Origin of the sequence: Tenacibaculum sp. M341 (assembly GCF_004337695.1) — a bacterium.
Classification (GTDB): Bacteria; Bacteroidota; Bacteroidia; order Flavobacteriales; family Flavobacteriaceae; genus Polaribacter.
The window spans coordinates 153,429-165,294 of sequence record NZ_SJXJ01000006.1 but is presented as its reverse complement, the minus strand read 5'-3'; the positions used below and the strand labels follow the sequence as shown (position 1 = coordinate 165,294).

Annotated in this window: 10 protein-coding genes; all 10 read right to left on the bottom strand. The window is 32.3% G+C overall.

Annotation, left to right across the window (positions count from 1 at the left end; translation table 11 throughout):
* Nucleotides 1-33: 33 nt before the first annotated feature.
* Entirely contained in the window at nt 34-1,023 is a 990-nt protein-coding gene (locus tag EYW44_RS08600; protein WP_132723261.1) for a DUF4837 family protein, read from the bottom strand.
* Nucleotides 1,024-1,126: 103 nt separating this feature from the next.
* Entirely contained in the window at nt 1,127-2,446 is a 1,320-nt protein-coding gene (locus tag EYW44_RS08595; protein WP_132723260.1) for a lytic transglycosylase domain-containing protein, read from the bottom strand.
* Between the two features lie 17 nt (nt 2,447-2,463).
* Entirely contained in the window at nt 2,464-3,225 is a 762-nt protein-coding gene (locus tag EYW44_RS08590) for an exodeoxyribonuclease III (RefSeq protein WP_132723259.1), read from the bottom strand.
* Between the two features lie 98 nt (nt 3,226-3,323).
* Nucleotides 3,324-3,977, bottom strand: coding sequence for a CoA transferase subunit B (locus EYW44_RS08585; RefSeq protein WP_132723258.1), 654 nt, complete (start codon nt 3,975-3,977; stop codon nt 3,324-3,326).
* A gap of 166 nt (nt 3,978-4,143) precedes the next feature.
* The gene (locus tag EYW44_RS08580; RefSeq protein WP_132723257.1) at nt 4,144-4,845 is read right to left on the bottom strand and encodes a CoA transferase subunit A; all 702 of its coding nucleotides are present in this window, start codon (nt 4,843-4,845) and stop codon (nt 4,144-4,146) included.
* Nucleotides 4,846-4,979: 134 nt separating this feature from the next.
* Nucleotides 4,980-7,259 carry a penicillin-binding protein 1A gene (locus EYW44_RS08575; RefSeq protein WP_132723256.1) on the bottom strand — a complete coding sequence of 760 codons (2,280 nt, stop codon included), beginning with the start codon at nt 7,257-7,259 and terminating at the stop codon, nt 4,980-4,982.
* Between the two features lies 1 nt (nt 7,260).
* The gene (locus EYW44_RS08570) at nt 7,261-7,764 is read right to left on the bottom strand and encodes a gliding motility lipoprotein GldH (RefSeq protein ID WP_132723255.1); all 504 of its coding nucleotides are present in this window, start codon (nt 7,762-7,764) and stop codon (nt 7,261-7,263) included.
* The gene (locus EYW44_RS08565) at nt 7,736-9,202 is read right to left on the bottom strand and encodes a PSP1 domain-containing protein (protein ID WP_132723254.1); all 1,467 of its coding nucleotides are present in this window, start codon (nt 9,200-9,202) and stop codon (nt 7,736-7,738) included. The genes EYW44_RS08570 and EYW44_RS08565 overlap by 29 nt, the downstream gene beginning before the upstream one ends.
* A 216-nt stretch (nt 9,203-9,418) precedes the next feature.
* The gene (locus tag EYW44_RS08560) at nt 9,419-10,252 is read right to left on the bottom strand and encodes an alpha/beta hydrolase family protein (RefSeq protein ID WP_132723253.1); all 834 of its coding nucleotides are present in this window, start codon (nt 10,250-10,252) and stop codon (nt 9,419-9,421) included.
* Between the two features lie 122 nt (nt 10,253-10,374).
* Nucleotides 10,375-11,730, bottom strand: a complete 1,356-nt coding sequence (gene gdhA / locus EYW44_RS08555) for an NADP-specific glutamate dehydrogenase (RefSeq protein WP_132723252.1) — start codon at nt 11,728-11,730, stop codon at nt 10,375-10,377.
* Nucleotides 11,731-11,866: the final 136 nt, after the last annotated feature.

Genomic DNA, 11,866 nt, shown 5'->3' with positions numbered 1-11,866 from the left:
AATTTAAAATTATTAAGCCTTTTAATTTACAAACTATTTTATTTTTAAAGATTTACCTATGGATTCTAATTCAAATATAAAATCCCTTTTGTTTACTGAAGGAGCGTAAGTAAATCCTTCAAAAACAATTAACCTGTTATTCTTCTTATCAACAACTGTGTAATTTAAAAATGGTCCTGCCATAAAATCATTTTTAACTTCCCATTTACCTCTAGTTTCAAAGGCTTTCTTTCCATCTATTTCAGCTTCATAAGTAAAAGGAGTATACGCTTGCTCAGTAATCATATACATTCCTTCTTTACTACCTGGTATGTACTTTTGTCCTATACTATCTCGTACTGCTGTAATGTTATCAGCAATAGTAGCTTCGTCTTTTAAAGGCACACTATAGATTAGAATATTATTACTTCCGTCACCTCTAGCAATTCCACTTTTTAAATGTTGTCTTAACCATAAAAAATCACCTGTATCATCAACTAAACGATAACGACTTGGAATTGTAATATCAATTCCTAAATTTTTGATCGTTTTAAACTGAGTATGATCTAATCTTTCTTTAGCAAAAATATTTTGAATAAACTTAATATCTTCTTTTTTGAAAACCTGCATGATTTCACTACCTCTATTTTTGATTAAATCAATCATTCCTTCTTCATTTTTGGCAGTTGCAACAACAATTACCTGAGGTTCTGCATATTTATCTCTAACAATAGAAATGCTGTTCGAATCTGATTTTTGAAATAATAAAATCGCTTTATTATTACGCATGAAATTTTTAAACCCTGATGGATCTATTTGCGATACTGATAACAATGTTTCAGGTTGTGGTAACCCTACTTGATGTTCTCCAAATGCAGCCCTAATTTCATCTCCTGGTTTACTTAACCAGTTTGAGCTTTTCATTACTACTAAAATTTTATTAGTATTTCCTGTTGATGTAGGTAATACGTAATCTTTTCCTCCAGAACTATTACAGCTCACTAACTGTAAAAGCACTATTAAAGCCGCTAGTATTTGTTTCATAATTCGTTTTTTATATTAAGTTTAGGTGAGTTATTCAAAAAGTATTCCATTTCGGATGTTTTCGTTTTTAAATGATCAAAAATAATTTATAATTAAAAACGAACTACATTCTTCGTGGATAAATATACAAGCGCTGTCCAATTCTAAGCTTTGTATTACGCATGTTATTCCATCTTTTAATATCTTTTACTCTTACTCCAAATTTCATTGCTATTTTACCTAAATAATCACCTGAACGTACCTTATAGCGTATTCTTTTATCCATTTCAAAATACTTAGGCAAAGGTTTTTCTCTCAATGAATCTTCAGCTTGAGCTAAAGCATAAATTTCTTTTTCTTTATCTAAAAAATCTATCACTTTATTTCTAGGCAATCTAACCGTAAATTTCTTCTTTTTGATGTATGGTATGATATCTAATTTATATTGTGGATTTAAAAAAGATAGCATTTCATCATAAACACCAGTTTTTTCAGCAATCTGATTAAAGAAGATAGTACGTTTAACCTGAACAGTATCTGTTTGGAAATTATAAATCTTTGGTGTTTCAGGATAAATTCCTAATTCTAATGCATATTTAAAAATATACATAGTTGCATAAAATGCAGGCACGTATCCAGCTGTTTCTCTAGGCAAAAAAGGACGAATATTCCAGTAGTTTCTATAACCACCAGATCTTTTAATTGCTTTTAACACATTTCCTGGACCAGAATTATATGCCGCTAAGGCTAAGTCCCAATCATTAAAAAAATCATATAAATAAGTCAAGTATTTACACGCAGCAATTGTTGATTTAACAGGGTCTTGCCTTTCGTCTACGTATGAATTAACAGCCAATTTAAATTGTTTACCAGTTCCATACATAAACTGCCACAACCCAGTTGCTCCTACTCTAGATTTTGCTTTAGGTCGTAAGGCAGATTCTACAATTGCTAAATACTTCATCTCCAAAGGGATGTCAAACTGATCTAAATAGCGTTCAAACATTGGAAAGTAATACTTAGCTCTCGACATAAGTACTGGATAATACTTTTTTCGATATTTTAAGTAGTTATTAATTACTTTAGCTAATGCTGGATTGAACTCTAAATTAAACGGAGTTGTATCATTAATTTCTGATAATCGTTCCTTTAAAAGTTCTGGAGTAACAACTGGCGTTACTGTTGAAACAATATCTTTATCGTTGATTAAATACGGAATTGTATCAAATAATGGCGATTTAAATTTAGCTTCTACTAAAAGACTGTCCATTATTTTTAAATCGTCGGTTGTATATAGTTCTTTTTTTACCTCTTTTTTTACAGGTAAAGAATCTACAACGACTTCTTCTTTTACTATTTCTTTAACAGCCGTTGTATCTATAGGTGTATTTTGAGCAAATAAGCTACTTACACTAAAAATGGTTATAACAAAAAACTTCTTCATAAGAGATTTCAATGATACTAAAAATTAAATTCTACAGCAACAGGACAGTGATCTGAATGTTTAGCTTCTGGTAGAATATAAGCTCTTGAAATTTTCTCTTTTAATGGTTCAGAAACCATACAATAATCTAAACGCCAACCTTTATTATTTGCTCTAGCATTAGCTCTATAACTCCACCATGAATATTCTTGTCTGTCTGGATTCTTAAAACGGAAACTATCGATAAAACCACTATCAATAAATTTACCTATCCATTCTCTTTCTTCTGGTAAAAAACCAGAAACACCTTTCATTTTTGGATTATGAATATCTATTTCTTCATGACAAATATTATAGTCTCCACAAACGACTAAATTCGGAATCTCTTGTCTTAAATTAGTAACATACTCCTGAATTTCATCCATATAATTGAATTTAAAATCCAGTCTATCTTTATTTGTTCCTGAAGGTAAGTACATACTCATTACAGACACATCATCGTAATCTACACGAACATTTCTACCTTCATTATCCATAGATGCTATTCCAGTACCATACTGAACGTTTTTAGGCTCTTCCTTGCAAAAAATAGCCACTCCAGAATACCCTTTTTTCTCTGCAGAAAACCAATACTGATATGGATAACCTGCTAATTCAAAATCCATGGTATTCACTTGTTCTTTTTGTGCTTTTGTTTCTTGAATACAAATTACATCAGGATTAGCTTGCTGTAACCAATCTAAAAATCCTTTTTTTAATGCTGCACGTATTCCGTTTACGTTGTATGATACTACTTTCATAATCCCTTTAGTAATCTTCTCATAAAAGAGAAGTAGTTTTCTTTGTATTTAGTTTTTATTAAACGAATAAAAAACCTTTCACAAGGAAAGGTTTTAAATTATATATCCATTTCTGGAACTTCTCCATTCACTATCAAAGTTCCCTCAGTTGCTGCTTTAATTTCTTCAACAGTTACTCCGGGAGCTCTTTCAACTAAATGAAAAGCATTGTCTTTAATTTCTAACACGGCTAAATTGGTTACTATTTTTGTAACACAACCTACTCCTGTTAATGGTAGTGAACATTTTTTTAATAGTTTAGATTCTCCTCTTTTGTTGGTATGCATCATTGCAACAATAATATTTTCAGCTGAAGCAACTAAATCCATTGCTCCTCCCATACCTTTTACCATTTTTCCAGGAATTTTCCAGTTGGCTATATCACCATTTTCTGCTACTTCCATAGCTCCTAAAATGGTTAAATCAACATGTTTTCCTCTAATCATAGAGAAACTAGTTGCAGAATCAAAAAAACTTGCACCATCTAAGGTTGTTATCGTTTGTTTACCTGCATTTATAATATCAGCATCTTCTTCACCTTCAAAAGGGAAAGGTCCCATGCCTAAAACTCCGTTTTCACTTTGAAATTCTACTTCTATATCCTCGCGGACAAAATTGGCTACTAATGTTGGAATTCCAATTCCTAAGTTTACATAATAACCGTCTTTTACTTCTTTTGCGATTCTTTTCGCTATTCCGTTTTTATCAAGCATAATTCTTTAATGTGTCAGTTTGAAAATTCGAAAAATTATTTTCTCCTAGAAGTCGCTATTATCTTACTAATGATCTTAATAATTACATTTGAACTTTCAATAAGTTGTTTGTTTGGTTTTGGATAAAATTCTGATTGTTCACATAAAGCCAGCCATTAGGCTAACATTAATTTTTAGAACGAACAGTACGCTGCTCTATTCTTTTTTCGTAATCTGTTCCTTGAAAAATACGTTGAACAAAAATTCCTGGAATATGAATTTGATTTGGATCTAATGTTCCTACAGGGACTAGCTCTTCAACCTCTGCAACAGTAATTTTAGCAGCTCCACACATATTAGGATTAAAATTACGTGCTGTTCCTTTAAAAACTAAATTTCCAGCTGCATCACCCTTCCAAGCTTTTACAAAAGCAAAATCTGCCTTAAAAGCTTCTTCTAACACATACATTTTACCATTAAACTCGCGCGTTTCTTTCCCTTCTGCCACTTCTGTACCGTAACCTGCTGGTGTATAAAATGCAGGAAAACCAGCTTGTGCTGCTCTACATTTTTCTGCTAAAGTTCCTTGAGGAGTTAACTCTACCTCTAATTCACCTGAAAGCATCTGACGCTCAAATTCATCATTTTCTCCTACATAAGAAGAAATCATTTTTTTGATTTGACGATTTTGTAATAAAAGTCCTAATCCAAAATCATCAACCCCTGCATTGTTAGAAATACAAGTTAAATTATTGACACCTAATTTTACCAACTCGGTGATTGCATTTTCAGGTATACCACACAAACCAAAACCTCCTAACATTAAAGTCATGTCGCTAGAAACGCCTTGAAGTGCATCTTGTACACTATCTACCTTTTTATTTATCATTATTTAGTTGTTTGTTCTTTATTAACTCAAGCTTACAGTCAACAATAAGATTCACTATAAGCTAATCATTCAATAGATTAAAAGACGGACTATAATACAAGATGTAAAAAATAATCTATGGCAACGCCTTCCGATTAAAAATCATCATCTTGTGGTGTTCCTTCTCCTTCTTCTCCTTCTTTCTTCTTTTCTTCATGCTTACTACAATCTACATTGATAGATAAATCAGATGGTTCTTCAAAATCTGCTTTACTAATGTTTAGTGATTTATCTTCATAACACTTACGCATGTATATTGCCCAAGTTGGCAATGACATAGAAGCACCTTGCCCCATTTTTAATCCAGCAAAGTGTGTAGATCTATCTTCTCCACCTGTCCATACACCAGTTGCTAAATTAGGAACTACTCCCATAAACCAACCATCAGATTGATTTTGTGTTGTTCCTGTTTTACCTGCAATAGCATTTGTAAATTTATATGGATACCCAGTAATAAACTTAGGGCGGTTCCAATGAGTTCTTAATCTTGTTCCAGAACCACCTTGTGTTACACCTTCCATTAAATTTAATACAACATAAGCTGATTCTTCACTTACTACTTCTTTTGTTTCAGGTACAAATGTGTCTAATACGGTTCCGTTTTTATCTTCAATTTGAGTAATAAACATTGGTGCTACTCGCATTCCTTTGTTAGCAAATGTAGAGTAGGCACTTGTCATTTCTAATAATGATAAATCAATAGAACCTAAAGCTATAGACGGATTTGCCTGAAAATCGGTAGTTATACCAGCTGATTTTGCCAATCTTGCTACATTAATTGGTGAAACTTCATCAATCAATCGTGCTGTAATTACATTTACAGAACCTGCCAATGCTTTTTTTAATGTTAATTCACCTCCATATTCACCATCAGAGTTTTTAGGAGTCCAATCATCTTCCATTCCATATTTTTCTTTCGGAATTGTATATAAAGTATTTGGCAATTTATCGCATGGAGATTTCTTTAACTGATTAATTGCTGTTGCATATACAAAAGGTTTAAAAGTAGAACCTACCTGACGTTTTTGTTGCTTTACAGCATCGTATTTAAAGTGTTTATGATTGATTCCTCCAACCCAAGCTTTCACATGACCAGTTTGTGGCTCAACAGACACTAATCCTGATCTTAAAAAATGCTTATAATAACGAATAGAATCATAAGGAGTCATTGTAGTATCTCTATCTCCTTTCCAAGTAAACACACGCATTTCTGTTTTAGTATTGAAAACCTTTTCAATCTCTTTACTAGATTTACCAGCTGCTTTCAATCGCTTATATCTATCAGAATTATTTCTAGCTCTTACTAAAATTTTACGCATATCTTCTTTTTCAATATCGTAAAACGGAGCTGTTTTATTTCTCTTTTGTTCGTTAAAGAAATACTTTTGAAGATTTGCCATGTGCTCTTTCATTGCTTCTTCGGCATACCTCTGCATACGAGAATCTATCGTTACGTAAATTTTAAGTCCATCACGATAAATATTGTAAAGCTCACCACTTGGCTTAGGATTATCTTTTACCCATTTCTTTAAAAAGTTTCTTGTGTACTCTCTAAAATATGTAGCTAAACCATCACTATGGCTTTCTGGCGTATAATTTAAACTTAAAGGTATTTTCTGAATAGAATCTTTTTGTTCATTAGTGATAATATCATTTCGATTCATTTGAAACAACACAACATTCCTTCTATTCAATACCAATTCTTTTCTTCTTAAAGGATTGAAATAAGATGAATTTTTTAACATACCCACTAACATTGCAGACTCGTGCATTTCTAATTCTCTTGGTTCTTTTCCAAAATAAATACGAGCAGCTGAACGAATACCTACTGCTTGATTCAAGAAGTCGTATTTGTTTAAGTACATTGCTAAAATTTCTTGTTTGGTATACTGTCTTTCTAATTTTACAGCTACCACCCATTCCTTCATTTTTTGCAAAACTCTTTTAAATATGTTTTTTGAAGCTCTTTTAGTGAATAACATTTTTGCTAACTGCTGTGTTATTGTACTAGCTCCTCCACTTCCTGGTTTTAAAAATGCCCTTGCAGTTCCTCTAAAATCAATACCAGAATGATCGTAATAACGTTCATCTTCTGTAGCAACTAATGCTTGTATTAAATTTTCAGGTAAATCTTTATACTTGATAGGTGTTCTGTTTTCATGCGCATACTTACCTATGGTTTTACCGTCTGATGAAATAATTTCTGTTGCTAAATTGTTCTCAGGATTTTCCAACTCTTCAAAAGTTGGTAATTCTCCAAACATTCCTACAGAAGCAAGAAAAAATAAAAAACAAACGGCAAAAACTCCTCCTAGTAGAAGTCCCCAAAACCATTTTACATATTTTTTAAAATCAATAGCCTTTTTTTCAGTCATTTTATTTTGTTTTTTCTATTCTAAATCCAACTCCAATGATTCCTTTTAACTTTTGAATCCCTTCAATTTCTTCGTTTTTACGCATTGCTTGAAATACTTCTACTGAATAATCTCCCGCCGTAGGAAATAGAATTTGTTCTTTATAAAGTAATTTGTTTTCCTTTATTTCTGAAAACCCTTCTCCTAAAAATGCTCCTTTTTTATCGGCCATATCATACTCCAAAGTATCTTGCATTACATTTCCATCAGGAAAACTCATCTTGGTAATTAAAAAAAGATTGCTAAACTCGTAATCATTGTTATTTCTAACATTTATAAACAAGTTTTTTTTAGCTAAGGTATCTGTTACTGTAAATTTATATGTTATAGGAGTGTTAATTTCCCATGAACCACTTTCTAATGATTTATATTCATCAAAAATCTGCTTGGAATCGCAAGAAACCAAAGCAACTAAAAATATTAGTATTACTAGAAATCTATTGCTTTTGATTATTGTTTTTAGCATTTTTATTTCCTGTGTTTCTACGTTTATTTCTTCTTTGATTGTTGTTGTTTGGTTTTTTATTATTTGAAGGTGTATTCGTGTTTGTATTTGCCTTTTCGTTTTGTTTGTTAGGCTTGTTTTGAGTGTTTTTTCTCTTATTCTGAGTATTTCTTCTTGGTTTCTTAGAAGATTGTTCTTGCTTTTTCGGCGTGTTATTATTCTGCTGTTTTTGAGGTCCCTTTTTATTTTGAGGCTCTTTTCTTTTATTAGCAGTATTTGCGTTATTATTGTTGTTAGAAGCGTTTTTCTGATTCGGCTTTCTTCTTCTCTTATTACGATTTCTACGAGGCTTTTTTGGCTTATCAAAACGTGTTAAACTATCCTGACCAACAGCGTCTTCAAAATCTACCTTAGTTTCCTCTACAATTTCAGATTCGTAATCTTCTAAAGGAGAAGCCAATTCATCGGCGTCATTTAATTCTATAATTTCAGATACTTGCTCTAATGAAAGCTTGTACCATTTAAATCGTTCTTCTTTGTAAGTATACCAAAGTAACTTTTTAAAGATGTCCATTTTTACAAAAATAGCATCTCCTTTTTCAGTTTTTAATACTTTGTCTTGTTTAGGAAAAGATTCTAAAGCGTCTAAATATGAATCTAATTCAAAATTCAAACAACACTTTAGCTTTCCACATTGTCCAGCTAATTTTAGTGGATTTAATGATAACTGCTGATAACGAGCAGCAGCTGTGTTTACTTTTCTAAAATCTGTTAACCAAGTAGAACAACATAACTCTCTACCACAAGAACCAATACCTCCAAGTCTGGCTGCTTCTTGACGCATCCCTACTTGTTTCATTTCTACTCTAATAGAAAAAGCACTTGCTAAATCACGAATTAATTGTCTAAAATCAACACGATCGTCTGCTGTGTAGTAAAAGGTAGCTTTGTTTCCGTCTCCTTGAAACTCAACATCCGAAAGCTTCATTTTTAGCCCTAATCGACTAATAATTTCCCTTCCTTTTCTTTGTGTTTCTAGTTCTCTTCCTCTAGCTTCTTGCCAAGCATCAATATCTTTTTGTGTTGCTTTTCTGTAGATTTTTTTGACATCCTCGCTATCAATAGCAACTTTTCTCTTTTTCATTTGAACTTTAACTAGTTCACCTGCTAAAGAAACAATTCCAATATCATGACCAGGATTTCCTTCTACTGCAACCACATCTCCCATAGAGATTGTGTTTTTTCCGTTTGGCGCTTTATAAAAATGTTTTCTTCCGTTTTTAAAACGTACTTCGTAAATATTAAATCTCTCTTCACCTGTAGGCAAAGTCATATTTGACAACCAATCAAAAACAGCTAATTTATTTCCGCTCCCACAAGTTCCAGTAGCGCAATTTCCATTACTCTTACAGCCATTAGGAACGCCGTTTTTGTTTGTTGAGCAACTGCTACAACCCATAAATACTATATATTTTTAAGCTATTTTTTAAATCTGAGCATTAATCAGTATCAAAAAACAACTTTTATTTGTTTGATTTTTAATTAGATAACTAAAAAAAAGATTTCAATTTCTAATTAGTAAAGATACCAATTCTATCGGAATTTGAAAATGCCTTTTAAATATTAATGATTGTAACCCTAGTTTATTGTAGGTTTTTCTTAAATTTTTATGAAATTAATCTTGAAAAAAATCAACACATAAACTTGTCGCTTTCTCCAAATGGAATGGCATCTCTTTTTCATTCCAAGGATGTTTTGCTCCAAATACATGATTTGCTCCTTCAATAATTGCTAGTTTACTTTCAGGATTCCATTTATTCAAAGCATAGGCTTCATCCACAGATATTGCATCATCTTCGTCTCCATGAATAATTAAATACGGAACTTTTAAACTGTCAACAGCTCTTTGTATAGTTAATCGCTCTTCATTCTCAATGAAATTCTCGTAAAACTGATAAAAATGAGGCATTTCTTGTTTTGTTCTTGAGTTGGTAACGTACTTTATACCATTTCTCTTCCATTCTTCTAAATCACCCGTTGTAGCTGTTCTGCGTTTGTAATCAGACACACCTGCCAATGAGATTACTTTTTTAACTCTATCATCTTCAGCTGCTTTTATCGTCACAATTCCGCCAGCTCTACTATGACCAACAAGGAAAATTGAATCCAAATCCATTTCATCTTCCAAAGTATTTTCAGTAAGACACCAATCAATTACTGACTCTAAATCATCTAACTCTTTAGTATAATTATTATTTCCGAAGGCTTCCAAATCTGGAAAATCTATCGGATTATCGACAGTCCCTCCGTTATGAGAAAAATTAAATTTTACAAAGAAGAAACCTGCATCTGCAAATGTTTTAGCCATTAAATCCCAAGCTCCCCAGTCTTTAAAACCTTTGTATCCATGACAAAAAATAACTATTGGCTTTTTTATTTTATTTTCTGTGTAAAAAGTATCTAGTAATATTGGTTTTTGATGTTTTCCTTGTAAAACTATATTTTTCATTATCTGATTTTTTAGTTGAAATACAGTGTTTGTATTTTATTCTAACAAAAATAGGAAGAAGAAAAAAACGCATCTAAATTAATAGATGCGTTTTTAGGTTTGTTTGTTGTTTTATATAAAGACTACACGATACCTTGTGCTAACATTGCATCGGCAACCTTAACAAAACCAGCTATGTTTGCTCCTTTAACGTAATCAACATAACCAGATTCATCTGTACCATATTCAACACAAGAAGCGTGAATATTTTTCATAATTGCTTTTAATCTTTCGTCTACCTCTTCACGAGTCCAACTTAAACGTAATGAATTCTGACTCATTTCTAAACCAGATGTAGCAACACCACCTGCATTAGAAGCTTTTCCTGGAGCAAATAAAATTTTATGCTCGTGGAAAGCTGCAATAGCTTCTGGTGTAGAAGGCATGTTAGCTCCTTCACTTACACATACACATCCATTATCAATTAATGTTTTTGCTTCTTCACCATTTAACTCGTTTTGAGTAGCACACGGTAATGCAATATCACATTTTACACTCCAAGGTCTTTCTCCTTTGAAGAATTTAGCTGAAGGATACTTTTCTACATACTCATGAATACGACCTCTTTTTACGTTTTTAAGCTCCATTACAAAAGCTAACTTTTCAGCGTCTATTCCAGCCTCATCATAAATATAGCCTGAAGAATCAGAAAGCGTAACCACTTTAGCTCCTAATTCAGTAGCTTTTTCGCAAGCAAATTGCGCTACGTTACCAGAACCTGAAATTGAAATTACTTTTCCTTCGAAATTATCTCCTTTAGTCTCTAACATGTTTTGCGCAAAGTATACAGCACCGTAACCAGTTGCCTCTGGTCTAATTAAAGATCCACCCCAAGTAGCACCTTTACCAGTTAAAACACCTGTAAACTCGTTTCTAAGTTTCTTGTACATACCAAACATGAAACCTATTTCACGTCCACCAACTCCAATATCTCCAGCAGGAACATCAGTGTTTGGTCCAATATGTCTAAATAACTCACTCATGAAAGCATGACAAAAACGCATAATTTCATTATCTGACTTTCCTTTAGGGTTAAAATCAGAACCTCCTTTTCCTCCACCCATTGGTAAAGTAGTTAAAGAGTTTTTAAATACTTGTTCGAAAGCCAAGAATTTTAAAATACTTGCGTTTACTGTTGGATGAAAACGAAGTCCTCCTTTGTAAGGTCCGATGGCAGAATTCATTTGAACTCTATATCCTCTATTTACTTGAATTTCTCCTTTATCATCTACCCAAGAAACTCTAAACGAAATTAAACGTTCAGGCTCTACCATTCTTAGTAAAATATTTTTACCATCATATATATCTTTACTGGCTATGTAAGGTATAACAGTTTCTGCTACCTCTTGTACTGCCTGTAAAAATTCTGGTTCATGTCCATTGCGTTCCTTCACAAGGTCCATGAAAGCTTCTATTTTAGCATGTAAATCTTTTGCCATTTTTAAACTTCTTTCAAAATTTTATTATGACAAATATAGCTAATTTATGATTTGATAAAATTAAAATCACTTTTTTTTATTTTTCACAAAACCTAGGTTTCAAACGTTTTCGCTAAAGATGCTATTTTACCACCGA

Bases quoted from the DNA above. Each gene is read 5' to 3' on its own strand.
- EYW44_RS08570 (WP_132723255.1), bottom strand. From the start codon at position 7,764: ATGCTAAAAACAATAATCAAAAGCAATAGATTTCTAGTAATACTAATA.
- EYW44_RS08575 (WP_132723256.1), bottom strand. From the start codon at position 7,259: ATGACTGAAAAAAAGGCTATTGATTTTAAAAAATATGTAAAATGGTTT.
- EYW44_RS08590 (WP_132723259.1), bottom strand. From the start codon at position 3,225: ATGAAAGTAGTATCATACAACGTAAACGGAATACGTGCAGCATTAAAA.
- EYW44_RS08565 (WP_132723254.1), bottom strand. From the start codon at position 9,202: ATGGGTTGTAGCAGTTGCTCAACAAACAAAAACGGCGTTCCTAATGGC.
- EYW44_RS08600 (WP_132723261.1), bottom strand. From the start codon at position 1,023: ATGAAACAAATACTAGCGGCTTTAATAGTGCTTTTACAGTTAGTGAGC.
- EYW44_RS08560 (WP_132723253.1), bottom strand. From the start codon at position 10,252: ATGAAAAATATAGTTTTACAAGGAAAACATCAAAAACCAATATTACTA.
- EYW44_RS08585 (WP_132723258.1), bottom strand. From the start codon at position 3,977: ATGCTTGATAAAAACGGAATAGCGAAAAGAATCGCAAAAGAAGTAAAA.
- gdhA (WP_132723252.1), bottom strand. From the start codon at position 11,730: ATGGCAAAAGATTTACATGCTAAAATAGAAGCTTTCATGGACCTTGTG.
- EYW44_RS08595 (WP_132723260.1), bottom strand. From the start codon at position 2,446: ATGAAGAAGTTTTTTGTTATAACCATTTTTAGTGTAAGTAGCTTATTT.
- EYW44_RS08580 (WP_132723257.1), bottom strand. From the start codon at position 4,845: ATGATAAATAAAAAGGTAGATAGTGTACAAGATGCACTTCAAGGCGTT.